At 71.1% G+C, this 25631-nt stretch carries 25 protein-coding genes; 15 read left to right on the top strand and 10 right to left on the bottom strand.

The genetic code is table 11. The annotated features are described in order from the left end of the window. Nucleotides 1–2 precede the first annotated feature (2 nt). From ACBJ59_RS18940 to ACBJ59_RS18925, 4 genes are read left to right on the top strand one after another with little or no spacing between them, the layout of a single operon-like run. The gene (locus tag ACBJ59_RS18940) at nucleotides 3–1025 is read left to right on the top strand and encodes a sugar ABC transporter substrate-binding protein (protein WP_364125998.1); all 1023 of its coding nucleotides are present in this window, start codon (nucleotides 3–5) and stop codon (nucleotides 1023–1025) included. Beyond that, on the top strand, nucleotides 1025–2503 hold the full coding sequence (locus tag ACBJ59_RS18935; protein WP_375111506.1) for a sugar ABC transporter ATP-binding protein: 1479 nt from the start codon (nucleotides 1025–1027) through the stop codon (nucleotides 2501–2503). The genes ACBJ59_RS18940 and ACBJ59_RS18935 overlap by 1 nt, the downstream gene beginning before the upstream one ends. Further along, the gene (locus ACBJ59_RS18930; protein WP_375111505.1) at nucleotides 2500–3489 is read left to right on the top strand and encodes an ABC transporter permease; all 990 of its coding nucleotides are present in this window, start codon (nucleotides 2500–2502) and stop codon (nucleotides 3487–3489) included. The genes ACBJ59_RS18935 and ACBJ59_RS18930 overlap by 4 nt, the downstream gene beginning before the upstream one ends. Continuing rightward, nucleotides 3489–4613, top strand: coding sequence for an aldo/keto reductase (locus ACBJ59_RS18925; protein WP_375111504.1), 1125 nt, complete (start codon nucleotides 3489–3491; stop codon nucleotides 4611–4613). Before ACBJ59_RS18930 ends, ACBJ59_RS18925 begins: the two co-directional genes overlap by 1 nt. Nucleotides 4614–4661: 48 nt before the next feature. On the opposite strand, the gene ACBJ59_RS18920 is transcribed toward ACBJ59_RS18925, so the two are convergent. The 8 genes from ACBJ59_RS18920 to ACBJ59_RS18885 all read right to left on the bottom strand — a co-directional run bounded on the left by ACBJ59_RS18920 (nucleotide 4662) and on the right by ACBJ59_RS18885 (nucleotide 12753). Beyond that, nucleotides 4662–5918 carry an ATP-binding protein gene (locus ACBJ59_RS18920; protein WP_375111503.1) on the bottom strand — a complete coding sequence of 419 codons (1257 nt, stop codon included), beginning with the start codon at nucleotides 5916–5918 and terminating at the stop codon, nucleotides 4662–4664. 102 nt (nucleotides 5919–6020) lie between these two features. Further along, on the bottom strand, nucleotides 6021–6968 hold the full coding sequence (locus ACBJ59_RS18915) for a DNA polymerase ligase N-terminal domain-containing protein (RefSeq protein ID WP_375111502.1): 948 nt from the start codon (nucleotides 6966–6968) through the stop codon (nucleotides 6021–6023). Nucleotides 6969–7062: 94 nt separating this feature from the next. Beyond that, a complete protein-coding gene (locus tag ACBJ59_RS18910; RefSeq protein WP_375111501.1) occupies nucleotides 7063–7743 on the bottom strand; it encodes a FadR/GntR family transcriptional regulator in 681 nt (226 codons plus the stop codon). Between the two features lie 25 nt (nucleotides 7744–7768). After that, nucleotides 7769–8791 (bottom strand): MBL fold metallo-hydrolase, encoded by a 1023-nt coding sequence (locus tag ACBJ59_RS18905; protein WP_375111500.1) that lies wholly within the window; start codon nucleotides 8789–8791, stop codon nucleotides 7769–7771. Nucleotides 8792–8834: 43 nt separating this feature from the next. After that, entirely contained in the window at nucleotides 8835–9950 is a 1116-nt protein-coding gene (locus tag ACBJ59_RS18900) for a steroid 3-ketoacyl-CoA thiolase (RefSeq protein ID WP_364126017.1), read from the bottom strand. Between the two features lie 42 nt (nucleotides 9951–9992). Further along, complete coding sequence (locus tag ACBJ59_RS18895; protein ID WP_375111499.1) at nucleotides 9993–10982, bottom strand: sigma-70 family RNA polymerase sigma factor; 990 nt, start codon at nucleotides 10980–10982, stop codon at nucleotides 9993–9995. 101 nt (nucleotides 10983–11083) lie between these two features. After that, nucleotides 11084–12025, bottom strand: coding sequence for an NADP-dependent oxidoreductase (locus ACBJ59_RS18890; protein ID WP_375111526.1), 942 nt, complete (start codon nucleotides 12023–12025; stop codon nucleotides 11084–11086). A 77-nt stretch (nucleotides 12026–12102) separates the two neighbouring features. Then, a complete protein-coding gene (locus tag ACBJ59_RS18885; RefSeq protein ID WP_375111498.1) occupies nucleotides 12103–12753 on the bottom strand; it encodes a TetR family transcriptional regulator in 651 nt (216 codons plus the stop codon). A gap of 187 nt (nucleotides 12754–12940) precedes the next feature. On the opposite strand from ACBJ59_RS18885, the gene ACBJ59_RS18880 reads away from it, so the two are divergent. From ACBJ59_RS18880 to ACBJ59_RS18855, 6 genes are read left to right on the top strand one after another with little or no spacing between them, the layout of a single operon-like run. Beyond that, a complete protein-coding gene (locus ACBJ59_RS18880; RefSeq protein ID WP_375111497.1) occupies nucleotides 12941–14539 on the top strand; it encodes an AMP-binding protein in 1599 nt (532 codons plus the stop codon). Beyond that, nucleotides 14539–15606, top strand: a complete 1068-nt coding sequence (locus ACBJ59_RS18875; protein ID WP_375111496.1) for an acyl-CoA dehydrogenase family protein — start codon at nucleotides 14539–14541, stop codon at nucleotides 15604–15606. The genes ACBJ59_RS18880 and ACBJ59_RS18875 overlap by 1 nt, the downstream gene beginning before the upstream one ends. Further along, on the top strand, nucleotides 15606–16760 hold the full coding sequence (locus tag ACBJ59_RS18870; RefSeq protein ID WP_375111495.1) for an acyl-CoA dehydrogenase family protein: 1155 nt from the start codon (nucleotides 15606–15608) through the stop codon (nucleotides 16758–16760). The genes ACBJ59_RS18875 and ACBJ59_RS18870 overlap by 1 nt, the downstream gene beginning before the upstream one ends. After that, nucleotides 16757–17722: a bifunctional MaoC family dehydratase N-terminal/OB-fold nucleic acid binding domain-containing protein gene (locus ACBJ59_RS18865; protein WP_375111494.1), complete on the top strand. Its 966-nt coding sequence runs from the start codon at nucleotides 16757–16759 to the stop codon at nucleotides 17720–17722. The genes ACBJ59_RS18870 and ACBJ59_RS18865 overlap by 4 nt, the downstream gene beginning before the upstream one ends. After that, entirely contained in the window at nucleotides 17719–18102 is a 384-nt protein-coding gene (locus tag ACBJ59_RS18860; RefSeq protein ID WP_375111493.1) for a MaoC/PaaZ C-terminal domain-containing protein, read from the top strand. Before ACBJ59_RS18865 ends, ACBJ59_RS18860 begins: the two co-directional genes overlap by 4 nt. Next, the gene (locus ACBJ59_RS18855) at nucleotides 18102–19265 is read left to right on the top strand and encodes a lipid-transfer protein (RefSeq protein WP_375111492.1); all 1164 of its coding nucleotides are present in this window, start codon (nucleotides 18102–18104) and stop codon (nucleotides 19263–19265) included. The genes ACBJ59_RS18860 and ACBJ59_RS18855 overlap by 1 nt, the downstream gene beginning before the upstream one ends. 3 nt (nucleotides 19266–19268) lie before the next feature. Here the strand turns inward: ACBJ59_RS18855 and ACBJ59_RS18850 are convergent, their stop codons facing one another. Next, a complete protein-coding gene (locus ACBJ59_RS18850) occupies nucleotides 19269–19715 on the bottom strand; it encodes a carboxymuconolactone decarboxylase family protein (protein ID WP_375111491.1) in 447 nt (148 codons plus the stop codon). A 132-nt stretch (nucleotides 19716–19847) separates the two neighbouring features. Further along, the gene (locus ACBJ59_RS18845) at nucleotides 19848–21371 is read right to left on the bottom strand and encodes a hypothetical protein (RefSeq protein ID WP_375111490.1); all 1524 of its coding nucleotides are present in this window, start codon (nucleotides 21369–21371) and stop codon (nucleotides 19848–19850) included. A 305-nt stretch (nucleotides 21372–21676) separates the two neighbouring features. Between ACBJ59_RS18845 and ACBJ59_RS18840 the strand changes: the two genes are divergently transcribed. The 5 genes from ACBJ59_RS18840 to ACBJ59_RS18820 all read left to right on the top strand — a co-directional run bounded on the left by ACBJ59_RS18840 (nucleotide 21677) and on the right by ACBJ59_RS18820 (nucleotide 25631). Then, nucleotides 21677–22735 (top strand): ABC transporter ATP-binding protein, encoded by a 1059-nt coding sequence (locus tag ACBJ59_RS18840; protein WP_375111489.1) that lies wholly within the window; start codon nucleotides 21677–21679, stop codon nucleotides 22733–22735. After that, nucleotides 22728–23408, top strand: coding sequence for an ABC transporter permease (locus ACBJ59_RS18835; protein ID WP_375111488.1), 681 nt, complete (start codon nucleotides 22728–22730; stop codon nucleotides 23406–23408). The genes ACBJ59_RS18840 and ACBJ59_RS18835 overlap by 8 nt, the downstream gene beginning before the upstream one ends. Then, nucleotides 23405–24097, top strand: a complete 693-nt coding sequence (locus ACBJ59_RS18830; RefSeq protein WP_364117729.1) for an ABC transporter permease — start codon at nucleotides 23405–23407, stop codon at nucleotides 24095–24097. Before ACBJ59_RS18835 ends, ACBJ59_RS18830 begins: the two co-directional genes overlap by 4 nt. 39 nt (nucleotides 24098–24136) lie before the next feature. After that, nucleotides 24137–25066, top strand: a complete 930-nt coding sequence (locus tag ACBJ59_RS18825) for an ABC transporter substrate-binding protein (RefSeq protein WP_375111487.1) — start codon at nucleotides 24137–24139, stop codon at nucleotides 25064–25066. A gap of 76 nt (nucleotides 25067–25142) precedes the next feature. After that, entirely contained in the window at nucleotides 25143–25631 is a 489-nt protein-coding gene (locus ACBJ59_RS18820; RefSeq protein ID WP_375111486.1) for a flavin reductase family protein, read from the top strand.

The following is a 25631-nucleotide window of genomic DNA, read 5'->3' as shown; positions in this document are numbered from 1 at the left end:
CCATGAAGTTCGGACGGGTGGCCGCGGTCGCGGCCCTGCTGACGGTCGTCACCGCGTGTGGCTCAGGCACCACGACGGAAGGAGGGAGCGGCGGCGGGAAGGTCGGGATCGATCACCCCCGGGCCGACTCCGACTTCTGGAACTCCTACATCAAATACGTCCCGCAGATGGCCGGCGAGCTCAAGGTGGACCTCATGCCCGCCACGAACTCGCAGAACGACGTGGCCAAGCTGGTCAACAACGTGCAGGCGCTGACCGGCCAGGGCGCCAAGGTCATCGTCATGGCCCCGCAGGACACCGGCGCGATCGCCAATACGCTCCAGCAACTGGAGAACAAGAAGATCCCCGTCGTGACCGTCGACACCCGGCCGGACAAGGGCAAGGTCTACATGGTCGTACGCGCCGACAACCGCGCGTACGGCACCAAGGCGTGCGAGTTCCTCGGCGAGAAGCTCGGCGGCAAGGGCAAGGTCGTGCAGCTCCAGGGCGCGCTCAGCTCGATCAACGGCCGTGACCGGTCGGAGGCGTTCCTGGAGTGCATGAAGGCGAAGTTCCCCGGGATCACGGTGTTCAGCGAGCCGACCGAGTGGGAGGGCAGCAAGGCGGCGTCCATGCTGCAGACCCGCCTGGAGCAGAACCCGGACATCAAGGGCATCTACCTGCACGCAGGCGGCGTACACCTGGCCCCGACACTGCAGGTGCTCAAGCAGAAGGGCCTGCTGGTCCCGCCGAGCGACCCCAAGCACATCTTCGTGATCTCGAACGACGGGATCCCGCAGGAGTTCGAGTCGATCCGGAAGGGTGACATCGACGCGACGGTGTCGCAGCCGGCCGACCTGTACGCCAAGTACGCCCTCTACTACGCCAAGGCCGCAGCCGAGGGCAAGACGTTCAAGCCGGGCCCGACCGACCACGACAGCACGATCATCCAGCTGCCGAACGGCCTGGAGGACCAGCTCCCCGCGCCCCTCGTGACCAAGGAGAACGTGGACGACAAGGCCCTCTGGGGCAACCAGGTCAAGTAATGAGCATTCACGTCGAAGCCCGAAACGTCGTCAAGCGCTTCGGCCCCACCACCGCGCTGAACGGCGCGGAGATCGCGATCGCGGAGGGTGAGACCCACGCGCTCGTCGGCAGGAACGGCGCGGGGAAGTCCACCCTGGTGTCGATCCTCACCGGGCTCCAGCGGCCGGACGAGGGCGAGGTGCGGTTCTCGGGAGAGGCGGCGCCCGCCCTCGCCGACCGCGACGCCTGGCGGCAGCGCGTCGCGTGTGTCTACCAGAAGTCCACGATCATCCCGGCGCTGACGGTCGCCGAGAACCTGTTCCTCAACCGCCAGTCGGCCAGGGGCACGATCAACTGGCGGGCGCTGCGGGTCAGGGCACGCGAGCTGCTGGACACGTACGAGGTGGACGTGGACGCGCAGGCGCTGGCCGGGGACCTGAGCGTGGAGCAGCGCCAGCTCGTGGAGATCGCCCGCGCGCTGTCGTTCGGGGCCAGGTTCATCATCCTCGACGAGCCCACGGCCCGGCTGGACGGGCCGGCGATCGAGCGGCTGTTCGCGCGCATGCGGTCGCTGCGCGAGCAGGGCGTCACCATGATGTACATCTCCCACCACCTCGACGAGGTCTACGAGATCTGCCAGAGCGTCACGGTCTTCCGCGACGCCCGGCACGTCGCGACCAGGCCGGTGGCCGACCTGCCGCACGACGAGCTGGTCGCCGCGATGACGGGGGAGGCCACGGCGGCGTACGAGTCCCGCTCCCGCACCCCCTCCGACGCCGTGGTGCTGTCGGGTGAGAGCCTCACGCTGGCCGGCCGCTACACGGACATCGACCTCTCCGTCAGGTCGGGCGAGGTCGTCGGCCTGGCCGGCTCCGCGAGCAGCGGCAAGGTCGGCCTGGCCGAGACCCTGGTCGGGCTGCGTAAGCCCGACTCCGGCACCGTCATGGTCAACGGCACCCGGGTCAGGCCCGGCGACGTGCCCGCCGCCATGAAGGCCGGGCTCGGGTTCGTCCCGGAGGACCGCCACCACGAGGGCTTCGTCCCGCTGCTGTCGGTGGGGGAGAACGCGACGTTCCCGATCGCCCGCAAGCTGGGCCGCTACGGCGTGGTCTCCCCGGCGAGGCGCCGGGCGAAGGCGGAGCAGATGATCGGCATTCTGGACATCAAGACCGAAGGGCCTGACCAGCCCGTCGGTGACCTTTCCGGAGGGAACGCACAGAAGGTGGTGTTCGCCCGGGCGCTCGTGGACGACCCGAACGTCCTGGTCGTGATCAACCCGACCGCCGGCGTCGACGTCAAGGCCAAGCAGGCCCTGCTCGGCGCCGTCGAGGACGCGGTCGAGCGGGGAGCGGGGGCCGTCGTGGTCTCCGACGAGCTCGACGACCTGCGGATCTGCGACCGGGTGCTGGTGATGTTCCACGGCAGGGTCGTCAAGGACGTGCCACGTGGCTGGACCGACCACGAGCTCGTGGCCGTGATGGAAGGCATAGAGGAGTGACCACTTTGACTGCGCCGGCCCCCCGGCTGCGGCTGACCAGGTTCCGCGACCTGACGCTCGTTCCGGTGATCGTGATCCTGCTCGTGGTGGGCGCGTTCCTGGACCCGACCTTCCTGACGGCGGGCAACCTGACGAACGTGCTCCAGCAGCAGGCGGCGATCTCGCTGCTCGTGCTGGCCGAGGCGATGATCCTGATCGCCGGCAAGTTCGACCTGTCGCTGGAGTCCACGGTCGGCACCGCGCCGGCCATCGCGGTGATGCTGGTGATCCCGGCGTCGGCGGGCGGATTCGGCATCGGGCTGCCCGGGATGTTGGTGATCCCGCTGGCCCTGCTCATCGGGGCGGCGATCGGGGCGTTCAACGGCTTCCTGATCATCAGGTTCCAGCTGTCGGCGTTCATCGTCACGCTGGCCATGCTGATCATCGTGCACGGCTTCCTGCAGGGGCCGACGGAGGGCAAGACGTTGTTCGAGCTCCCCAGCTCGATCCTCTACCTGGGCAGCGCCATGTGGCTCGGCCTGCCGGCGGCCATCTGGATCGCCGGCGTGCTGTTCGCGGCGGGCATCTTCGGGCTCGGCTACCTCAGGCTGGGCCGGTCGCTGTACGCGATCGGCGGCAACACCGACGCGGCCCGCGCCGCCGGCATCCGGGTGGACCGGGTGCTGTACGGCGTGTTCATCCTGGGCGGCACGCTGGCGGCGCTGGCCGGCATCCTGGAGACCGGACGCCTCGGGGCAATCGGCAACAACCAGGGCGTCGGCTGGATCTTCATGGTGTTCGCGGCGGCCGTCATCGGCGGCGTCAGCATGGACGGCGGCAAGGGCACGATCCTCGGCGCGCTCACCGGCGTGCTGGTGATCGGCCTGGTCCAGAACATCCTCACCCTCATCGGAGTCTCGGGCTTCTGGCAGCCGGTCATCTACGGTGCGATCATCCTCATAGCCCTGATGATCAGCCGGATAGCAGGCGGAAAGGCACAAGATTGATGCGACGCGGGATCGACCTGCCACGGTACGGCTTCGGCGGCGCCCCCCTCGGCAACCTGTACGACGAGGTAGCCGAGGAGCAGGCCCGCGCCACGGTGGACGCCGCCTGGGAGAGCGGGGTACGCCTGTACGACACCGCGCCCCACTACGGCCTGGGCCTGTCGGAGCGCCGCCTGGGCGTGGCCCTGGCCGGCCGCTCCGGCTACCTCCTGTCCACGAAGGTCGGCCGCCTGCTCAGACCGAAGCCGACCAGGCCCGCCCACGGGGACACGGGCCCGTCCGGTGCGGGCCACGGCGGCGCGGGCACCCTGGGTGAGGGCCGCGACGGCGCGGTCGCGTCCGGTGCGGGCCGCGACGACGTGCGTGCGTCTGGTGAGGGCCGTGACGGCGCGGGCGTGTCCGGTGCGGGCCCGGTGGCCACGGGCGGCGCGTCCGGTGCGGGCCGCGACGACGAGGGCTTCGACGTGCCCGCCGAGCTGGAGCGGGTGTGGGACTTCAGCCGCGACGGCGTACGGACCTCGCTGGAGGAGTCCCTGGCCCGCCTCGGGCTCCCGGCGGTGCACCTCGCCCTCATCCACGACCCCGACGACCACGTGGAGCAGGCGATCGGGGAGGCGTTCCCGGCGCTGGCCGAGCTGAGGGCCGAAGGGCGGATCCAGGCGATCGGCGTCGGGATGAACCAGTGGCAGGCGCCGCTGCGCTTCGTCCGCGAGACCGACATCGACGTGGTCATGCTCGCGGGCCGCTACACCCTGCTCGACCAGTCGGGCCTGCCGCTCCTGGAGGAGTGCGCCGAGCGGGGCGTCAAGGTGCTGGCCGCCGGGGTGTTCAACAGCGGCATCCTGGCCACGCACGAGCCGTCGGGCACCTACAACTACCAGCCGGCACCGGCCGACCTGGTGGACAAGGCGCGCAGGATCGCGGCGGTGTGCGAGCGCCACGGGGTCACGCTGCCCCAGGCGGCCATGGCCTTCCCGCTGCGCCACCCGGCGATCGCCACGATCGTCCTGGGCGCGCGGGCACCGCAGGAGGTCGTGGAGAACGCCGCCCTGTGGTCGCGGCCGGTGCCGGAAGCGTTGTGGGCGGAGCTGGTGGCGGAGGGGTTGCTGCCGGGCCAGGGGTAGCGCATCCGCACGGCCCGCCGCCTCCGACGAGCCCGGCGGGCCGGCGGTTCAGCCGACCTCCCAGAGTGCGCTGACCGGCATGGCGCGCATCCGGTCGCCGAAGGGCAGGGTCTGTGTGCCGGTGTACAACACCACGCCTGCGACGAAGTCGTCTCCGAGCCGGTCGGCGAGGTGCTTGAGACCTTTGAAGTCGTCGGCTCGTACGGTGGACGCCGCCTTGACCTCGACGCCGACCACGCGGCCTTGCCGGTTTTCCAGCACGGCATCGACTTCGGTGCCGTCCTTGGTCCTGTAGTGATACAGCTCGGCCAGCTCGTCCGACCAGGTGAGCTGCCGAGCCAGCTCCATGAGCACGAACCCTTCGAGCAGCGGCCCGAAGGCGCCGCCAGGGCGGACCAGCCCGCGAGCGTCGGTTCCCAGCATGTTCGCCGCCACACCGGAATCCACGAACGCCACTTTCGGCGTGCCGACGGCGCGGTTACTGAGATTCCTGGACCAAGCCGGGATCCGCTTGATCAGGAACACCTCCTCGAGCAGGACGAGATATCGGTTCACCGTGCTCGCGGACGCGCCGAGCTCGGTGCTCAACGTGTTCGCGACCAGCAATTGGCCGGAACGGGCCGCGAGGAGGCGGATGAGCGCCTGCATCTGGGGGCCACGCTCGATCTCCGCGAGCTGCCGCACATCACGTGCTATCAGATCACCGACGTAGGAGTCGAAGAATCGTCCTCTGCGACGCGAGCTGTCGCGGGAGGCCGCTTCCGGGAAACCGCCACGGACGAGCCGCTCCGTGTAATCCACTCGGGTGACCTGGGAGTTGTGCCGGAGCATGGACCCTTCCGAGAAGATCGCGTCGACGAAGCGATCCGCCGTGCCGTCGATCTCGCCTTGCGCGAACGGCCACAGCTCGATGGTCTCCATTCTCCCCGGCAGAGTGTCGGGGAGATCTCTCAGTCCCAAGAGCCGGGACGACCCGGTGAGCAGATAGCGGCCCGGCCTCGGGTCTTGATCTACCTGCGCCTTGATCGCCAGCACCAGATCGGGGACTCTTTGTATCTCGTCGATCACCATGAGGTCGGGGAAGGACACGAAGCCGTCCGGGTCGGCGAGAGCCGACTGCCTCGTCACCGCCGTGTCGAGGTTTCGCCATTCCGCCTCTTGGTTCTTCGCCAGCAGCCGCACCAACGTGCTCTTGCCGCATTGGCGGGCACCGTTGATCAGGACGACCCTGGTGTCGCGCAGTGCCTCGGCCACGGTCCGTTCGGCGTGTCGGGGCAGGAGGGCGCCCATCGGAGAGGTGGCCATATCCCCAGCATGGCACACATCGCTGACGCGATGGTCGCCGCTAGTTTGGTTGCTTGGCCGCCATGATCCTGATGATCTGGTCGCCGTATTCAGGTTGGCCGGTCAGGGTGGGATGAGGAGCCAGGACTTGGACGGTCCCGGCTCGTACGTCGAGTCCAGCCGCTTGGCGACCACCCCCGGCAGCCCCTGCTCCCGCGCCGCCTGCCGCACCGGCCCCGCCTCCCCCGGCCAGGACGGCGCCGTCTGCCAGTGGGCGCCGGTCAGCTCCAGCGCCTCCAGCGCCGCCCGCCGGGCCGTGTACGGCTCCTCGACCAGCGAGCGCCCGTCGTCGTACAGGAGGTCGTAGAAGACGAGGATCTCCGCGCCCCCGAGCGTGGCCAGCTCCCCGTCCAGCACCGCCGTGCGGCTGCCGAACGACTCCGCCAGCCCCCGCAGCCACGGATGCTCCCGGGCGGCGTCCGTGCGGCCCCCGTCGATGGGCACCAGGAGGCGGCGGCCGCCCCAGGCGAACTCGAAGGCGTAGGAGGAGGTGTCCTTCGGGGGTCTGGCGCGCGAGGTGGGCAGCATGGGCTCCAGGGCCGGGAACGGGTCGCGGACCGGGGGATCCATGCGGTGGATCATCCAGTTCTTGCCCCGCGTCCGGAACAGCACGAACCGGCCCGAGGCCCGCTCCCCGTGCAGGACGAACTTGACCTCGCGATCCGACCACTTCTCCGTGTCGTACGTGCCGGTGTCCCAGACGGTCATGGTGCCGCCGCCGTACTCGCCCTTCGGGATCTCGCCGTGGAAGGTGAGGTACTCCATCGGGTGGTCCTCGGTGTGCACGGCCAGGTGGTTGGTGCCGGGGTCGGCGGGCAGGCCCTTGGGGACGGCCCAGGACACCAGGACGCCGTCGCGTTCGAGGCGCAGGTCCCAGTGCAGGGAGCGCGCGTGGTGCTCCTGGATGACGAACGCCCGGCCATCGGAGGGGGCGGGGGAGGCGTCGGGGACGGGCTCGGGGGTACGGTCCGGGTCGCGCTTGCTCCGATACTTCTTCAGTTTGTCGGACACAAGACCGGTACTACCCTTCCGGGCTCTCCCCGATCATCAGCGCCGGAAGCGCCGGACATGCCGGAGTCCTCCGACGTGCGCGCCGCCCCGGTGATCAGTCCAGCTCCAGCGCCTTGCGCAGCCACGACTCCACGCCCGCCACGTGCACGGTGGCCCAGGAGCGGGCGACGTCGGCCTGGCGGGCGGCGATGGCCTCGTAGATCGCGGTGTGCTGCTCCCGCGTCTTCTCCATCGCGCCCTCCTGCGTGAGACCCCGCCAGATCCGGGCCCGGGTCGTGGGGCCCGACAGGCTCTCGATGAACGAGCACAGCACGCTGTTGCCGGAGCCCTGCGCGATCCGGTGGTGGAACTGCAGGTCGTTGGCCACCAGCTCCTCGACCGTGGGCCGGGCGGGCAGCGACTCCAGGATCACCCGCAGCTCCTCGATGTCGGCCTCGCTCATCTGCTCGGTCGCCATCGCCGTGGCGGCCGGCTCGAGGATCCGCCGGACCTCGAAGAACTGCAGCACCGTGTCGTCGCGGTGCAGGTCGAGCACGAACGACATGGTGTCCAGCAGCAGCCGGGGCTCCAGGCTGGTGACGTAGGTGCCGTCGCCCTGCCGCACGTCGAGCACGTTGATCAGCGACAGCGCGCGCACGGCCTCGCGCAGCGAGTTGCGTGACAGGCCGAGCCGCTCGGCGAGGTCGGCCTCCTTCGGCAGCCGGTCGCCGGGGGCCAGCTCGCCCGAGACGATCATTTGCTTGATCTTGTCGATGGCCGCGTCGGTGACCGCCACGCTCTTCTCCCTAGACATCGGATGTCTAGGAGTCTAGGGCGTGGAAGCGGACCGGTTCGACACCGGCCAGGCGGCGGATCTGCCCTCTGGCCTCCAACGTGCGCAAATGGGCGGCGGCCTCGCCGGCCGCCATGCCTCTCAGCATGGGGGCCAGCTCGTCCCACGGCTTGTTCCAGGTCATCATCGCGGCGGCCTCCCAGATGGTCAGCGGTTCCGGCCGCTGGGCCAGGAGGGCGCGCAGCCGTTCGAGCTTCTCCTCGTGATGGTGTCGGATCTGGGCGGCTCGCGCGGCTACATCGGGAAATATCCATTCATGGGCGGGCAGGGCGTCGAGGGAGCCGAGGTCGCTGACGCGGTCCAGCGACTCCAGGAAGTCGCTCAGGGGATCGACGTCGTCCCGGTCATAGGGATAGATCCCGATGTGCGGGGTTATGTCAGGCAGGACGTGGTCGCCGGTGAACAGCCGGTCGGCGTCCTCCAGGTGCAGGCAGATGTGCCCCGGCGTGTGACCGGGGGTGTGCACGGCGCGCAGCTTGCGGCTCGGCAGGTCCACCAGGTCGCCGTCGCGCAGCTCGCGGTCGGGCAGCGCCGGCGGGGTGGGACGGCCGCCCATCGCCTGCCTGGCCTCGCCGGGGTCGGCTCCCGCCCGCCTGAGCATGTCGGTCTGGAAGGCGTCGTGCTCGCCGGCCGCGTACTCGGTCATGAGCCTGACCAGGGCCGCGTCGTTCTCGTGCATGGCGATCCAGCCGCCGGACGCCTCCCTGACCTGACCGGCGAGCCCGGCGTGGTCGGGATGGAAATGGGTGACGACCACCCCGCTCACCGTGGTCACGTCGATCCCGAGCGCCGCCAGGCCGCCGCTGAGCGCGTCCCAGGCGTCGGGGTGGTTCCACCCGGCGTCGACCAGCACGTGGCCCTTGGGCGACTCGACGGCGTAGACGAGGGTGTAGCCGAGCGGGTTGCCGGGGATCGGCACCGGCACGCTCCACACCCCGCCGCCGAGGTCCTGCGGCCGCTGTTCGGCGTACGGCCTGCGCCTGGTCTTCATGTTCCCCCGATTCGCGTGTTCGATCTTGCTGGACCGGCCGCGGTCAGCCGATCCGCTCCAGGATCGTCGCCGTGGACAGCGCCCCGCCCGCGCACATCGTGACCAGCGCGGTCGCCGAGTCCGACCGCTCCAGCTCGTGCAACGCCGTGGTGATCAGCCGAGCGCCCGTGGCGCCGACGGGATGGCCGAGCGCGATCGCGCCGCCGTTGACGTTGACCCGGTCGAGGTCGGGCTCGTGCACGCTCGCCCACGACAGGACGACCGAGGCGAACGCCTCGTTCACCTCGAACCGGTCGAGGTCGCCCATCGTCATCCCGGACGTCGCCAGCACCTTGGCCGTGGCCTCCACGGGCCCGTCCAGGTGGTAGTACGGCTCCGCCCCGACCAGCGCCTGCGCCAGGATCCGGGCCCGGGGCCGCAGCCCGTGCCGCCGCGCCGCCCGCTCGCTCATGACCAGCACGGCGGCGGCGCCGTCGGAGATCTGGGAGGAGGTGCCGGCGGTGTGCAGCCCGTCCTCCAGCACCGGCTTGAGCTTGGCCAGGCCCTCGACGGTGGTCTCGCGCAACCCCTGGTCCCTGCGCACGTCCCCGACGGGCACGATCTCCCGCTCGAACCGCCCGTCCGCCCACGCCTTGGCCGCCAGCCGCTGCGAGCGCGCCCCGAACCAGTCGAGCCGCTCGCGGGTGAGCCCGCGCCGCCGCGCGATCCGCTCGGCGGCGGTGAACTGGTCGGGCAGGTCGATGCTCCAGTCGTCCGGCCTGGGCCGGGCGGGCAGAACGTTGCTGCCCAGCGGCGCGCGGCTCATGACCTCGACGCCGCACCCGATGCCGACCTCGATCGCGCCCGCGCCGATCATCGCGGCCGCCAGGTGCACCGCCTGCTGCGAGGAGCCGCACTGGGCGTCCACGGTGGTGACGCCCGTCCGGTACGGCAGCCCGGCGTACAGCCACGAATGGCGCCCGACGTGCCCGCCCTGCTCACCGGCCTGGGTCACGCACCCGGCGAACACCTGCTCCACGATCGCCGGATCGATGCCCGACCGCTCGACGAGCCCGTTCAGCGCGCCGGCCAGAACCTGTTGCGGTTTCAGCTCTGACAGCCATCCCGCCCGCTTGCCGATGGGCGTGCGAACGGCCTCGACGATCACAGGGGTGTCCATAGCCGCCTCCAGAACGATACTCTGGCGCGACTGTAACGCGTTCTACTTTGTTTCGGAACCCTCCCACTTCGCGGGCAGCCCGAACGTCTCGAACAGCGACTCCTCGAAGAACATGCCGACGTGGCCGAGCCGATCGCCGGAGAACGTCACCACCATGATCGCGAACTGCCCGTACACGCCGTCCTGGCGGTGATAGAGGGCGTAGGCCGGCTGGCCGTTGGCCGCGATCGGCACCAGCTTGAGGTCGCCGGCCGCCTTGGCGGGGCACTGCGTACGGACGAGCTCGGCGATCGTCTCCGGCCCCTGGTACCACCCGACGAACGGCGGCATCTCCCAGACCGCGTCCTTGGTGAACAGGTCGACCAGGCTGTCGATGTCGTAGTTCTCGAACGCCGCGACATACCGGTCGAGCTGGGCCCGCTGCTCCTGCGTCAGCGGCTCCACCGGGTCGTCCAGGCTCGGCGAGACCTCGTTGAGCTGGGCCCGGGCCCGCTGCAGGATGCTGTTGACCGCCGCCGTGGAGGTGCCGACCGCCTCGGCCACCTCGGCGGCCTTCCACTTGAGCACGTCGCGCAGGATCAGCACCGCGCGCTGCCGGGGCGGCAGGTGCTGCAGCGCGGCGATCAGCGCGAGCCTGATGCTCTCGCGCGAGGTCACGATCGTGGCCGGGTCGTCGCCGCCCGCGCCCGCCATGGCGTCGGGCATCGGCTCCAGCCAGGGCACCTCGCGGTCCTGCACCAGGGGTGCGCTCGCCTCGAGGCTCGGCGCGCCGAGCCCCGTCGGCAGCGGTCGCCTGGAGCGGCTGTCGAGCGCGGTCAGGCACGTGGTGGTGGCGATGCGGTAGAGCCACGTACGCAGGGACGAACGCCCCTCGAAGTTGTCATACGCCCGCCACGCGCGCAGATAGGTCTCCTGCACGAGGTCCTCGGCATCGTGCACCGAACCCATCATGCGGTAGCAGTGCGCCAGCAGCTCCCGCCGCATCGGATCAGCCAGCCGGAGGAAGTCCTCATTAATCGGCTTGTCGGTCATACCTCCCTGTATAGACGGCGCCACCGACAGATCGACGAGTTTTTCCCCCGGCCCCGGCAATTAGTGCGTTTCTCTTGACTCACCATTCATGACACGCCTGATCAGTGCGGGACGGTGAGGACGATCTTGCCCGTGGTCCGGTTGGTCTCGCCCAGCTCGTGCGCCTTGGCCGCCTCCGCCAGCGGCAGGGCGGCGGCGATCTCCGCCCGCAGCCGGCCCGCCTCGACCAGGGCCGCCAGCGCCCGCATCGCGGCCTGGTCCGGCTCGACCAGGATGGCCTCCGACCGGATGCCCAGCTCGGCCGCCCGCGCGTGCAGGCCGGGGTCGAGCAGGCTCAGGGCGAGCGAGACGATCGTGCCGCCCTCGCGCATGGTGCGCAGCGAGCGCGTCCCGTAGTCGCCGCCGATGGTCTCCAGCACCACGTCCACGTCCCGTACGACCTCGGCGAAGTCCGTCGTCCGGTAGTCGACCAGCTCGTCGGCGCCCAGCCCGCGCAGGAAGTCGTGCTTGGCGGCACTGGCGGTGCCGATCACGTAGGCGCCCCGCGCCTTGGCGATCTGCACCGCCAGGTGGCCGACCCCGCCGGCGGCGGCGTGGATCAGCACCCGCCGGCCCGCTCTCAGGCCGGCGACGTCCACGAGCGCCTGCCAGGCGGTCAGCGCGGCGAGCGGGAGCGCGGCCGCCTGGACGTGGTCGACGCCCTCGGGCTTGCGGACGAAGTGCCGCGAGGGGGCGGTCACGTATTCGGCGAAGGCGCCGTGGCCCTGCGGGTAGCGCAGCATGCCGAACACCTCGTCGCCCGGCTTGTAGAGCGCCTGCCCGACACCGGAGCCCTCGACCACGCCCGACACGTCGTAGCCCAGCACGAACGGTGGCGCCATGCGCAGGATGCCGCCGGTCGCGCGGGTCTTCCAGTCGGTGGGGTTGAGCCCGGCGGCCTCCACCCGCACCAGCACCTCGGTCGGGGCGGGCACCGGCTTGTCCACCTCGACCGTCTTCAGCACGTCCGGGCCGCCCAGGGCGTCCTGGCTGATCGCTCTCATCTTCATGTGTCCAGCCTGCTCGCCCGGGGCCCGGCCCGCGAGTGGGCCGGCGGCCAAGAGGCGTAAAGATCGGGCCGTCAGATGTCGGCGAGCAGCCGCGCGGCGGCGGTCTCGATGCGCCGCTGGATCTGGTCGTACGTACGCCGCCCGCGCAACATCTCCAGCAACTCCTGGACCCACACGCTCGCCAACGACCCCGCGAGGTCGATCTGCTCCTCGCTGGCCTGCTCCAGCGTCAGCCCGCTGGCCGAGACGCGCAGCAGCAGCCCCGTCATGCGGTCGCCGAACGGGGTCTGGACCTCGGCCATGATCAGCGACCGGATGAGCGCGTCGGCCAGCTCCGGCTCGCGCATCAGCCCCCGGGTGGCCCGCATCAGCACGTCGACCGCGCGGCTCGACGGGGTGGAGGCCCCGGGCGGCCGGCGCTCGATGCTGCTCTCCAGCAGGTCGATCTCCTCGCCGACCACGGCCACGACGAGGTCCATCTTGGAGGGAAAGTATCGATAGAGCGTGCCAAGCGCCACGCCCGCGCGCTCGGCCACCGTGCGCATCTGCATGGCCTCGACCCCGCCGCGCGAGGCCAGCGCGGCGGCGGCCTGGACGATGCGCTTGCGGCGTTGGTGCTGGCTGCGAGTTCGGACGCTGTGCCCGCCCGGGGTGGGGTGGCTCTCCATGGTCCCCTCGGTGTCGCTGGAGGGCGCCGCGGTCGACGCGTCCGTGGTACGCATAAGAACACGTTATCTGATTTCTCGATTACGCGGCTTGTTACTCGCGGGTCACAAACAAGCCGTATAGGCCCATGTCTTTGGCGTTACGGGCACATGTCGCGACTTGTTGACCGGGCCGGGTTCTGGACAGATATTAGAATCTGTTCTAGTTTGCGATTCGGCTTACCTAGCGCTTGCTGGAGGAGCGATGACCGCGGACACGCTCGGCTCCCTGTTGCTCGCCCGGGCCGAGGACGACCGGCCCGGACTGGTGTTCGAGGACAGGGTGTGGTCGTGGCGGGAGCACGTGGCCGCCTGCCGGGCCGCCGGGGCGTGGCTGTCCGCGCGCGGGACCGGCCTGCACGTCGGGGTGCTCTGCGAGAACGTTCCCGAGCTGGTCTTCCTGGTCGGCGGCGCGGCGCTGGCCGGGCACGTGGTCGTCGCGCTGAACCCCACGCGGGGGGTCGAGGAGCTGGCCCGCGACGCCCGCGCGACGGACGTGGACCTCCTCCTGGCAGGTGATGGCTTCGCGGAGGTGGCCCGGCAGGTCTCGGCGGACCTGGGGGTGCCGGCGCTGCCGCTCGCCGTCGAGCCGGCGGCCGACGCGCACGTGGAGAGTGCCGCCGATCCCGGTGACCTGGTGATGCTGATCTTCACCTCGGGCACCTCAGGCCGCCCCCGCGCCGTACGCGTCACGCAGCGCAAGCTCGCCGTCCCCGGCGTGAGCCTGGCGGCGATGCTGGCCCCGGACGACGTCGTCTACTGCTCGATGCCGCTGTTCCACTCCGGCGCCCTGATGGCCGCCTACGCCCCGGCCGTGGCGTCGGGGGCCGCGCTGGTGTTGCGGCGGCGGTTCTCGGCCTCGGGACTGCTGCCCGACATCAGGCGATACGGCTGCACGTACCTCCACTACGTCGGCAAGGCCCTCTCCTACGTCCTGGCCACCCCGGAACGTCCCGACGACGCCGCCAACCCGCTCAAGATCGCGTTCGGGAACGAGGGGAGCGCGGTGGCCGTCAGAAGGTTCGGGGAGCGGTTCGGGTGCCTGGTCATCGACGCCTTCGGGTCCACCGAGACGGCCATCTCGCTCACGCCCGACCCCTCGGGTCCCCCCGGGTGCCTCGGCCGCCTGCCCGACGGCGTACGGATCCTCAACCCCTTCACCGGCCTGCCCTGCCCGCCGGGCGTGATCGAGGACGGCCGGCTGCTCAACGCGGAGGAGGCCGTCGGCGAGCTGGTCAACACGGCCGGGCTCGGGCTGTTCGAGGGCTACTACAACGACCCGGAGGCGGACGGCGAGCGGATCAGGCAGGGCGCGTTCTGGTCGGGCGACCTGGCCTACGCCGACCCGGCCGGCTACGTGTTCTTCGCCGGGCGGGGGACCGAGCGGCTGCGCGTGGACGGCGAGAACCTGGCGGTCGCGCCCATCGAGGCCGCGCTGCGGGAGTTCGGCGGGGTGGTGGAGGCGGCGGTGTACCCGGTGCCGGATCCGGCGGCCGGTGACCAGGTGATGGCGGCGCTCGTGCTGGAGGGGGCCTTCGACGCGGCGGCGTTCGACGGGTTCCTGGCCGGCCGGCGCGATCTGGGCGCCAAGTCATTACCCCGCTATATCCGCATTTGTCGTGAGTTACCCCTGACGCCCTCGCACAAGGTCATCAAGCGGCACCTCGCCCGCGAGGCATGGCGCGCCGCCGACCCGGTCTGGTGGCGCGCCCCCGGCGGGCTACGGCCGCTGACCGAGGCGGACGTCAAGGGCATCGAGGAGGAGTTCGTACGGCACGGCAGGCAACACCTCTTGGAGACGTAGTGGATTTCAACCTGGACGAAACCCAGCAGGATCTGAAGAAGCTCGCGGCCGAGGTCCTGGCCAGAGAAGGGGACGAGGAGCGGCTGTGGCAGGCCGGGCTGATGGGCGTCTGCGTGCCGGAGGAGGCGGGCGGCGCCGGGCTCGGCCCGGTGGAGATGGCCGTGGTGCTGCGGGAGGTCGGCGCCCGGGCGGCGCCGGTGCCGGCGCTGCCGACGCTCGCGGGCACGCTCGCCCTGGCCCGGCACGGCAGCCCCGACCAGCAGCGGCGCACCACGGGACGGGTGACCCTCGCCCTCCGCGAGCCCGGCCACGACCTCGCCGACCCACCCACCACCACCGCCCGCCTGGCCGACCCGCCCACCACCACCCGCCTGGCCGACGCGCCCGCGACCGCCGCCGGCCCGGCGGGACCGCCCGCGACGGCCGACCGCCCGGGCTCTGCCGGGGGCCGGTGGGTGCTGAACGGGCGGAAGGTGTCGGTGCCGCACCCCGGGGCGGTGGCGCTGGTCACCGCCGACGAGGGCCTGTTCCTGGTGGCGTCGCCGGCCACGACGGCCGAGTTCGCGTCCACGGGGGAGCCCGCCGCCACGATGGTGCTCGACGACACCCCGGCCGAGCACGTGGCGGGGCCCGAGGCGGTCGAGGACGCGCGGCGGATCTTCACGGCCGCCGTCGCCGCCCAGGCCAGCGGCGTCCTGGCGGGGGCGCTGGAGCTGACCACCGGCTACATCAGGCAGCGCAGGCAGTTCGGCCGGGCGCTGGCCGAGTTCCAGGCGGTGACGATGCAGATCGCCGACGTCTACATCGCCGGCCGGGCGCTGGACGTGGCCATGTGGTCGGCGGTCTGGCGGCTGGGCGAGGGACTGCCGGCCGAGCAGGACCTGGCGTTGGCGGCGTACCACGTCGGTGAGGCGGTCAAGGCCCTCTACACCTGCCAGCACCTGCACGGCGGCCTCGGGCTCGACGTGACCTACCCGCTGCACCGCTACTTCGCCCAGGCCAAGCACCTGTCCCACCTGCTCGGCGGCGCCGACGCCCAGCTCGACCTGATCGGAGCGCTCGTCTGATGCTCATCGACCTGACTCCCGAGCAGCGCAGCCTCCGCGACGAGCTGCGCGAGTACTTCCGCGGCTGCCTCACCGCCGAGGACCGCGCGAAGATCGCCCAGGACCCGTTCGGCGAGGCGTACATGGAGCACTGCCGCCGCCTCGGCCGCGACGGCAAGCTGGGCCTCGGCTGGCCCAAGGAGTACGGCGGAGGCGGCTACGGCCCCCTGGAGCAGCAGATCTTCGCCAACGAGATAGCCCGCGCCGGAGTGCCGTACCCCATCATCACCGTGCAGACCGTCGGGCCCACGCTCATGCAGTACGGCACCCAGGAGCAGAAGGACCGGTTCCTGCCGCGCATCCTCGCCGGGGAGTGCCACTTCGCCATCGGCTACAGCGAGCCCGAGGCGGGCACCGACCTGGCCTCGCTGCGGACGACGGCGGTGCTCGACGGCGACCACTACGTCGTCAACGGCCAGAAGATCTTCACCAGCGGCGCCCACTACGCCCAGTACATCTGGCTGGCCGCCCGCACCAACCCCACGGCCAAGAAGCACAAGGGCATCACCATGATGATCGCCTCCACGGACGACCCGGGCTTCTCGTGGACCCCGATCGTGACCATGGACGGCCGCCACCACACCAACTCCACCTACTACTCCGACGTACGCGTCCCGGCGGACATGGTGGTGGGCGAGGTCGACCGGGGCTGGGACCTGATCGTCAACCAGCTCAACCACGAACGCGTCACGCTCGGCCCGGCCGGCAACCTCGGCCAGACCTACGACCGCTTCCTGGCATGGGCCCGCCGCACGGGCCTGGACGGCAACCCCGACGTACGGCGGGCGCTGGCCAGGGTGTGGGCCGCCTTCCGCACCAACGAGCTGCTCAACTGGCAGGTCGCGGCCAACATGGACCTCGGCTGGCTGGGCGCCCCCGACGCGTCGGCCACCAAGATCTACGGCTCCGAGCGCATGCAGGAGATCGGCCGGATCGTCGGCGACACCCTGGCCAGGTACGGCGACCCCTCGGACCCGGAGACGGCCGAGCTGCTCGAACGCGTCGACCACGGGGTGAAGGGGGCGGTGGTGCTGACGTTCGGCGGCGGGGTGAACGAGGTGCAGCGGGAGCTGATCGCCATGCTCGGCCTGAGCCTCCCAAGGCCCCCACGATGACGGGCGCTGAGACGACGGGCGCTGAGACGACGGACGCCGCCGCGACGACGGGCGGGCGCGCGATGACGGACGAGGAGCTGCGCGAGCTGGCGGCCAAGCAGGTGGCGCTGGGCGAGGTACGCGGCGCCCCGGCCGCCGACCCGGTGAACGCGCCCATGATCCGTCACTGGCTGGCCGCCATGGGCGACACGAACCCGGCCTACCTCGAACGGGGCGTCGCCCCGCCCGCGATGGCGCAGGTGTGGACCATGCAGGGCCCGCGTACCCAGCCCGGCAAGGAGCGCTCGCCGGTCGACGACCTGATGGCCGCGCTCAACGACAGCGGCTACACCGGCGTGGTGGCGACGAACTGCGAGCAGACCTACCACCGCTATGTCCGGATCGGCGAGCGCCTCACCCCGGCCACGAGGTTCTCCGACCTGGCGGGCCCGAAGCGGACGGCTCTCGGCGTGGGCTTCTTCGCGACGTGGAACGTCACCTGGTACGGCGAGGACGACGAGCCGGTCGCCGAGATGCTCTTCCGGGTCCTGAAATTTCGCCCACCGGAGACCGCCAAGCTCCCGCCGTACCCGCTGCAACCGGCGATCAACCAGGACACGGCCTTCTTCTGGGAGGGCGTCAAGCGGGGTGAGCTGCGCATCCAGACGTGCGCCGACTGCGGCGAGCTGCGCCACCCGCCGGGCCCGCTGTGCCCGCACTGCCGCTCGGCCAACCGGGCCCACACGGTCGCGAGCGGCACGGGAACCCTCTACAGCTACGTCGTGCACCACCACCCGCCCGTGCCGGGACGCGAGACCCCGTTCGTGGTGGGCGTGGTGGAGCTGCCCGAAGGAGTACGGGTCGTGGGCAACGTCGTGGACTGCCCCGTCGAGGAAGTGGAGATCGGCATGCCGCTGCAGGTGACGTATCGGGCCATGGACGACCGGCTCGTCCTGCCCATGTGGGCGCCGGAGGCGTCATGATCGGGACCACCCTGCCGGAGCTGTCCATCGACCTGACGCCCACCGTGGTCGTCTCCACGGCCCTGGCCACCATGGACTTCACCCCGGTGCACCACGACACGGCGCTCGCCCGCGCCCAGGGCTCGAAGGACATCTTCCTCAACATCCTGACCACCATGGGCCTGGTCGAGCGCTACGTCACCGACTGGGCGGGCCCAGGGGCCGTCATCAGGAGCATCGACGTCAAGCTGGGCGTCCCCGCGTACGCGGGCGACCGCCTCACCTTCTCCGGCACGCTCGTGGCCAGTGCGGGCGACCGGCTCACGGTCGAGGTACGCGGCCGGGTGAGCCTCGGCGACCACGCCACCGGAACCGTCACGTTCACCAATGGGGAGGGGTAGTGCGGTCACGTACGGCCATCGCGGGCATCGGCGCCACCGAGTTCAGCAAGGAGTCGGGGCGCTCGGAGCTGCGCCTCGCCGCCGAAGCCGTGCTGGCGGCGCTCGACGACGCGGGCCTGTCGCCCGGCGACGTGGACGGCCTGGTCACCTACAGCCAGGACGCCAACCAGGAGATCGCGGTGGCCAGGGAGACCGGCATCGGCGACCTGACCTTCTTCTCCCGCGTCGAGTACGGCGGCGGCGCGGCCTGCGGCACCGTCGCGCACGCGGCCATGGCCGTGGCCACGGGCATGGCCACCACGGTGGTCTGCTATCGCGCGTTCAACGAGCGCTCGGGCCGCCGCTTCGGCCAGCCCAACGCGGGGCTGACCGGCCAGCCGACCTCCCAGGGGCTGGAGATGAGCTGGCACGTGCCGTTCGGGCTGATGACGCCGGCGGCCTGGGTGGCCATGTTCGCGCGGCGCTACATGCACGCGTACGACGCCACCTCGCAGGACTTCGGCCGGGTGGCGGTGGCCATGCGCAGGCACGCGGCCACGAACCCGGCGGCCTGGTTCTACCGGCGTCCCATCACGCTGGAGGAGCACCAGGCGTCCCGGTGGATCGTGGAGCCGCTGCACCTGCTCGACTGCTGCCAGGAGAGCGACGGGGCGGTGGCCCTGGTCGTGACGTCCGCCGAGCGGGCCCGCGACCTGCGCAGATCCCCCGCGGTGATCACGGCGGCGGCCCAGGGCGCTGGCGCGGGCCAGATGATGATGACCAGCTACTACCGCGATGACATGAGCGGCCTGCCCGAGATGTCCGTCGTCGGCCGCCGGCTCTGGGAGACGTCCGGGCTGTCGCCCGCGGACATCCAGACAGCCATCCTGTACGACCACTTCACCCCGTTCGTCCTGGCGCAGCTCGAGGAGCTCGGCTTCTGCGGGCGCGGCGAGGCGCCGGGCTTCCTCCAGGACGGGGGGATCGAGCTGGACGGCCGCCTCCCGGTCAACCCGCACGGCGGGCAGCTCGGGGAGGCGTACATCCATGGCATGAACGGCATAGCCGAAGCCGTCCGGCAGATCAGGGGCACCGCCGCCAACCAGGTCCCGGCCGTCACGAACGTCCTCGTGACGGCCGGGACCGGCGTGCCGACGAGCGGCCTGATCCTGTCCGCCGGCTGAGGCTCAGCCCTTCCAGGCGCCGGCCACCTGTCGGGTGGCGGCGTTGAGCCGGTTCCAGATGTTGATCGTGCCGATGCCCAGGAGCAGCGCGGCCAGCTCGGTCTCGCTGAAGTGGTCGGCCGCCTCGTCCCACACCTCGTCGGGCACCGGGTCCGACCGGTCGCTGAGCCGGGTGACCGCCTCGGTCAGGGCGAGCGCGGCGCGCTCGGCGTCGGTGAAGTAGGGGGCGTCGCGCCAGCCCGCCACCGTCCAGATCCGCTCGTCGCTCTCGCCGTTCTTCTTCAGGTCGCTGCCGTGCATCTCCAGGCAGACGCTGCAGCCGTTGATCTGGCTCGCGCGCAGGTAGACCAGGTCGAGGAGCTGCTTGGACACCCCGCCGGTGGCGATGCTCCTGCCGAGCGCGTTCAGGGCCTGCACGGCGTCGGGCAGGACGAAGGCGGGGTGCTTCATACGTGGTTCCATCGTGTCCTCCGAAGGGGTCCCGGTTTCATGGGTCACTGCCATGACGGACGGGGGCGGAGGAATGTGACAGATGCCCGGCGCTCGCGGCACGCGCCGCGAGCGCCGTTCACGCGAGGCCGGTCACGGGTCCACGAAGATCGGCATGGAGAAGAACACGATCATCGCGATCGCCACGCAGAGCAGGAACCCGATCAGCTCCCACACCCAGTCGTAGTGGCGGTCCTGGCGGCGGCGCACCTTCTGCGGGCGGCCCGTCTCCGGGCGCCGCTTGGGGGCGGGCCGGGCGCGCACCGGGCGCGGGGCCAGCATAAAGGACGACGGATCGGGTCGCGCGTCCGCCTCGGAGAGCCTCTTCTCCAGCTCCGGGAGCCGGTAGACGGGCTCGGTGACGGGATCGGCCTCGGGGACCTCGGCGGCCTCGGTGACCCGGGGAGCGGCCTTGGGGGCCCCCTTGGGGGCGGCCTTCGAGCGCGGCTGGAACAGCGGGGCCGCGGGCTCGCGGACGGGCTCCTCCGTCCGGGACACCGATCCGCTCTTCCACAGCGACGGCGGCCGCCGGAACTCCTCCGGCGCGGGCTTGGGCCGGGGCGCCGCGGGACGGCGCTCGACCCGCTCCAGCGGGGGGAGGGGGCGGGCCGGGCCCTTGTGGACGAGGACGTCGCCGGTCATGTACGGGTCCGGCGCGTCCTTCGGCAGGATCACGTCGCCCGTCGCGAACGGCTCGGCCCCCGTGGCCTCCGGCGCCGCCATGAAGAACGGCCGCTCCTGGGCGCTGGCCGGCGGGTTCTTGAAGGCCCGGGTCGAGCCCAGCGGGTCGCGCAGCGGCAGGGCCGGGTCGAGCACGTCCCTCGGCAGCGACAGCCCGTCGCGGAGCTTGGGCATCGGGGCCGTGGTCGCCTCGTGCTCGGCGACCCGCGACGGCTGGGGCGGCGTCAGCAGCTCGGCCGGGAAGATCACCGTGCTGGTCGCCGGGTCGGACTCCGCCAGCGGCTGCGGCCAGATCGGCGGGCTGGGCCAGCGGGGCTTGACGAACAGCGGCCCGGGCGCCGCCGTACGGGAGCCCGCGAAGTGGATGCGCAGCGCGGCCGGCGGCAGCGGCCAGGGGAGCCGCCCGAGCACGTCCGGCAGCGGTGAGACCCGCAGCGCGCCGTACACGTCCGCCACCGGCTTGGGCACGCGGACCCCGGTCGAGGCCAGCGCCGCACCCAGCGACTGCCTGAAGCTGTGCCCCGCTCCCACCGCCAGCTCCTCGGCGGTGTCGGGCGCGACGTCCAGCACCCAGGCCAGCTCGGCCTTGCTCAGACCGCAGACCGCGCACAGCACCAGCACCTCGCGCTGGTGGGGGCGCAGCTCGCGCAGGGAGCGCTCGACGAGTGCCGTGGCCGGGTCGATGAGCGGATCGACGGCGGGGGGAGAGTAGACGATGTCCCGCCGGTGGATCTCGCGGCGGGCGAAGGCGTAGAGAGCGGCGCGGGGCGGCGCGGCGGCCGGGACGCTGGTGAGCACGGAAACCAGGACGTCGGAGGCCGAGCCGAGGTCACCGAGCTGGTCAGCGCAGTACGCGAACAGCCCGGCGGCATAGAGGTCGTAGAGCTCTGCGATCAGGTCGGCGCGTTGGCGCTGATCGGTGAGCGGCTGAGACACGGGGCCGGATCCTCTTGCAGTTTGCGGACGCTGAGGGTGAGGGGGCGCGTCAGGAAGTTGTGAGCTGATGCGTCAGGAATGGTGAGGGTAATCATGCCAACACACGATGGTCCGGCGCACTACCAGATGCGGATTTTCATGTGAATCTGCAGATCAATCGGAAACGTCAAGTGAAGCGTTTAAGGAATGCCCGGGGGGACACGGCGGTCGGGATCGCCGTAGTCTGTGGGTTCAAGAGATCATGCGGCGGTCGTGGCAGGGGGGCTGCGGCCCTGCCACCTGGAGCCCGAAGCGAGAGTTCGCGCGTGATCACATTCGAGTCTGTCACCAAACGCTATCCGGACGGAACGGTCGCCGTGGACCACCTCAGCCTTGAGGCGCCCACGGGTGAGATCACCGTGCTCGTCGGGCCTTCCGGCTGCGGGAAGACGACCTCACTGCGGATGATCAACCGCATGATCGACGCGTCGGAGGGGCAGATCCTGCTCGACGGCGTGCCGGTGCAGGGCATCGACCCGCCGACGCTGCGGCGCGGCATCGGATACGTCATCCAGCAGGCCGGCCTCTTCCCGCACCGGAAGATCGTCGACAACATCGCCACCGTGCCCTACCTGCTCGGCTGGGACCGGAAGAAGGCCCGCGCCAGGGCCATGGAGCTGCTGGAGCGCGTCGGGCTCGACCCGGCCTTCGCCGGGCGCTACCCGTTCCAGCTCTCCGGCGGGCAGCAGCAGCGCGTGGGCGTGGCCAGGGCGCTGGCCGCCGATCCGCCCGTGCTGCTCATGGACGAGCCGTTCAGCGCCGTGGACCCCATCGTGCGCACCAGCCTCCAGGACGAGCTGCTCAGGCTGCAGAGCGAGCTGAACAAGACCATCGTGTTCGTCACCCACGACATCGACGAGGCGATCAAGCTCGGCGACCGCGTGGCGGTGCTGCGGGTGGGCGGTCGGCTGGCGCAGCTCGCCGACCCCAAGACGCTGCTGTCGGAGCCGGCCGACGACTTCGTGCGCGAGTTCCTCGGGCACGACCGGGGGATCAGGCGCCTGCAGTTCATCTCCACCGGGGGGCTGCGGCTGCGTACGGACCTGACCGTCCCCGAGGGTTCCGGCGGCGGCTCGGCCGAGCCGTGGCTGCTGGTCGTCACCGGCGACGGCCGGCCGGTCGGCTGGCGGACCGGGGCGGGGGGCGGCGAGCTGGAGCCGTACGGCACGTTCGTGCACGGCCGCGACACCATGCGCACGGCCCTCGACGCGGCGCTGCTGTCGCCGTCCGGCTGTGCCGTGGCCGTGGACGAGGACGGCAAGGTCGTCGGTGTGGCCACCAGAGAGGCACTCGACGAGGCGCTGGCGGAGGCGGCAGATGGGTGATGGTCCTCCTTCCATCTGGGAGTGGATCGGGCGCAACTGGGACACCGGGCGGGTCGACAGCATCAGGAACCTGCTCACCGACCACCTCACGATGTCGCTCGTGCCGATCGTGCTCGCGTTGGTCGTCGCGCTCCCGCTGGGCCTGGCCTCCGTGCGCTGGCGCTGGCTCTACCAGCCCACCTCGGGCCTCATGAACGTCGTGTACGCGCTCCCGTCGCTGCCGGTCTTCATGCTGCTGATCTCGGTGACCGGGCTCTCGCAGACCACGGTGATCATCCCGCTGACCTTCTACGGCATGGCCGTGCTGATCCCGGCCGTGGTGGACGGGCTGAACTCGGTGCCCGACCACGTACGCCAGTCGGCCGTCGCCATGGGCTTCACACCGCTGCGCCGACTGCTGCTGGTCGAGCTGCCGATCGCCGTCCCCGTCGTGCTGGCCGGGCTGCGGGTGGTCGCGGTCTCCAGCATCAGCCTGGTCAGCGTGGGCGCGCTGATCGGGCAGGGCGGGCTCGGCGGGCTGTTCACGCGGGCGTACCAGAACCCGTTCATGCCGCCGGTGATCGTCGGCATCGTGCTGATCGTGGCGCTGGCGCTGGTCGCCGACGGGCTGCTGGTCCTGGCGCAGCGGCTGCTCACCCCCTGGGTACGCGCACGGAAGGGAGCGGCGTCGTGAGCTGGCTGACCGACTTCCTCGGCTGGCTCGGCGAGTTCTTCGGCACCGGCGAGAACTGGTCGGGCCCCGGCGGCATCCCCGCGCGCCTGCTGGAACACCTGGAGTTCTCGGCCCTGGCGCTGCTGCTGGCGGTGCTGATCGCCGTGCCGCTGGGCCTGCTGATCGGGCACACCGGCCGCGGCGAGCTGGTCGTGGTCATCTCCGCGAACCTGGCCAGGGCGCTGCCCACGCTGGGCCTGCTGGTGATGTTCGTGCTGCTGCTGGGCACGTCGTCGATCTGGCCGGTGATCATCCCGCTGGTGCTGCTGTCGGTGCCGCCGATCCTGGTCAACACGTTCGAGGGCATCAAGGGGGTCGACCCGGAGCTGCGCGACGCCGCGTACGGGATGGGCCTGCGCGGCGGCCAGGTGCTCGGGCGGGTGCTGGTGCCGGTCGCGCTGCCGCTGATCCTGCTCGGCTGCCGGTTGTCGGCCATCCAGGTCGTGGCCACCACCACGGTCGCCGCCTACACCGGGCTCGGTGGCCTCGGCCGGTATGTGATCGACGGTTTCGCGACCAAGGATTACGCGAGCGTCGTCGGCGGTTCAGTACTGATTGTGCTGTTCGCGCTCGTGGTGCAGGTCTTGTTCGCGCTCGTCCAGAGAGTGACGGTCTCTCCGGGGGTGAGCCAGCGACTGAAGGTCCGATAGTCTCCTGTATTACCTCCCGGTTAGAAGGGAAAAAGCAAGATGAGACGCAAGTACGGCATCGCGGGAGTCCTCCTTTCGGCGATGCTCACGCTGGCCGCCTGTGGTGGTGGCGGTGGCGGCACCGGGGGCAACCCGCTCGACACGACGAGCGCGGCTCCCACCGGCTCGGCTTCGGCCGCTGGAGGTAAGGCCGTCGTCGGCTCCTTCGACTTCGACGAGAGCGTGCTGCTCGCCTCGATCTACGCCCAGGCACTGGAGGCCAAGGGGGTGCAGGTGGAGGAGAAGCCGCGCATCGGCAGCCGTGAGGCCGTCTACGACCAGGTCAAGGGCGGCGGGCTGACCATCGTCCCCGAGTACAACGGCAACCTGCTCGCCTTCGTCGACCTGAAGGCCACCGCCGCGACCACCGACGAGGTGAACACGGCGCTGAAGGAGAAGCTGCCCGCCGAGCTGGAAGTCCTCGACTCCTCGCCGGCCGAGGACAAGGACAGCCTGTCCATCTCCAAGGACACGCAGACCAAGCAGTCGCTGAACTCGATCGAGGACCTGGCCAAGGTCTCCAAGACCATGACCGTCGGCGGGCCGCCCGAGTTCAAGAAGCGGTGGGAGGCGCGCTTCAAGGAGGTCTACGGCCTGGAGTTCAAGGAGTGGAAGCCCACGGGCCCGACCACGGCTGACGCGATCAAGGACGGCTCCATCCAGGTCGGCAACGTCTTCACCACCGACCCGAAGATGACGGCGAACAACCTGGTGCCGCTGCAGGACACCAAGAACATCTTCCCCGCCCAGAACGTGACCCCGCTGCTGCACAAGGCCTCCGCCAACGACACGATCAGGACCACCCTGAACGGCATCTCGGCGAAGCTGACGACGGAGTCCCTGCTGGAGATGATGCAGAAGATCTCCGTCAACAAGGACGAGCCCGCGACCGTGGCCAAGGAATGGCTGACCACCAACGGCCTGGGCTGACACAGGGCGCTCCCGCGAGGGTCTCCATCCCCTGGAGGCCCTCGCCCCGCTCTGCCCCCACCAGGGATCCTTCGCCATGAGTGAGCTCCTCACGGAGGCGATGGCCCAGCTGGCGGCGGGGGTGGCCGTCGTGACCGCGCGGGACGGGCGCGACGACCTGGGCACCACGGTGTCCGCCCTGATGTCCGTCTCGCTGGAGCCGCCGCTGGTGCTGGTGAGCCTGGCCAGCCGCGGCTATCTCAACGAGGTCCTGCTCCGGCAGGACCGCTGGGCCGCCTCCCTGCTGTCGTCGGGCCAGGCCGCCGTCGCCAGCCGCTTCGCCACCGCCGGCCGGCCGAGCGCCCGCCTGCTGGTGGCCGGCACCCCGCACCACCGGGGCGCGCACACCGAGGCCCTCGTGATCGAGGGCGGGGTGGCCGCGATCGAGGCCGAGACCACCAAGGTGGTCCCGGCCGGCGATCACACGATCTTCATCGCCGCCGTGCTGGCGGTCGCCTACGTCGACCCCTCCCGCCAGCCCCTGGTACGCCTGCGCGGCCGCTACCGCTCGACCGCCACCTCCTGA

Origin of the sequence: Nonomuraea sp. MTCD27, from assembly GCF_041950495.1 — a bacterium.
Classification (GTDB): Bacteria; Actinomycetota; Actinomycetes; order Streptosporangiales; family Streptosporangiaceae; genus Nonomuraea.
Note: the sequence above shows the minus strand (reverse complement) of the source record. Positions and strands in the feature narration are given on the sequence as shown.

Excerpts from the sequence above, each read along its gene's own strand:
- ACBJ59_RS18850 (WP_375111491.1), bottom strand. The coding sequence starts at position 19,715 with ATGAAGCACCCCGCCTTCGTCCTGCCCGACGCCGTGCAGGCCCTGAAC.
- ACBJ59_RS18885 (WP_375111498.1), bottom strand. The coding sequence starts at position 12,753 with ATGCGTACCACGGACGCGTCGACCGCGGCGCCCTCCAGCGACACCGAG.
- ACBJ59_RS18865 (WP_375111494.1), top strand. The coding sequence starts at position 16,757 with ATGACGGGCGCTGAGACGACGGGCGCTGAGACGACGGACGCCGCCGCG.
- ACBJ59_RS18825 (WP_375111487.1), top strand. The coding sequence starts at position 24,137 with ATGAGACGCAAGTACGGCATCGCGGGAGTCCTCCTTTCGGCGATGCTC.
- ACBJ59_RS18940 (WP_364125998.1), top strand. The coding sequence starts at position 3 with ATGAAGTTCGGACGGGTGGCCGCGGTCGCGGCCCTGCTGACGGTCGTC.
- ACBJ59_RS18925 (WP_375111504.1), top strand. The coding sequence starts at position 3,489 with ATGCGACGCGGGATCGACCTGCCACGGTACGGCTTCGGCGGCGCCCCC.
- ACBJ59_RS18900 (WP_364126017.1), bottom strand. The coding sequence starts at position 9,950 with ATGGACACCCCTGTGATCGTCGAGGCCGTTCGCACGCCCATCGGCAAG.
- ACBJ59_RS18835 (WP_375111488.1), top strand. The coding sequence starts at position 22,728 with ATGGGTGATGGTCCTCCTTCCATCTGGGAGTGGATCGGGCGCAACTGG.
- ACBJ59_RS18905 (WP_375111500.1), bottom strand. The coding sequence starts at position 8,791 with ATGAAGACCAGGCGCAGGCCGTACGCCGAACAGCGGCCGCAGGACCTC.
- ACBJ59_RS18870 (WP_375111495.1), top strand. The coding sequence starts at position 15,606 with ATGCTCATCGACCTGACTCCCGAGCAGCGCAGCCTCCGCGACGAGCTG.
- ACBJ59_RS18860 (WP_375111493.1), top strand. The coding sequence starts at position 17,719 with ATGATCGGGACCACCCTGCCGGAGCTGTCCATCGACCTGACGCCCACC.
- ACBJ59_RS18820 (WP_375111486.1), top strand. The coding sequence starts at position 25,143 with ATGAGTGAGCTCCTCACGGAGGCGATGGCCCAGCTGGCGGCGGGGGTG.
- ACBJ59_RS18890 (WP_375111526.1), bottom strand. The coding sequence starts at position 12,025 with ATGAGAGCGATCAGCCAGGACGCCCTGGGCGGCCCGGACGTGCTGAAG.
- ACBJ59_RS18880 (WP_375111497.1), top strand. The coding sequence starts at position 12,941 with ATGACCGCGGACACGCTCGGCTCCCTGTTGCTCGCCCGGGCCGAGGAC.
- ACBJ59_RS18935 (WP_375111506.1), top strand. The coding sequence starts at position 1,025 with ATGAGCATTCACGTCGAAGCCCGAAACGTCGTCAAGCGCTTCGGCCCC.
- ACBJ59_RS18920 (WP_375111503.1), bottom strand. The coding sequence starts at position 5,918 with ATGGCCACCTCTCCGATGGGCGCCCTCCTGCCCCGACACGCCGAACGG.
- ACBJ59_RS18895 (WP_375111499.1), bottom strand. The coding sequence starts at position 10,982 with ATGACCGACAAGCCGATTAATGAGGACTTCCTCCGGCTGGCTGATCCG.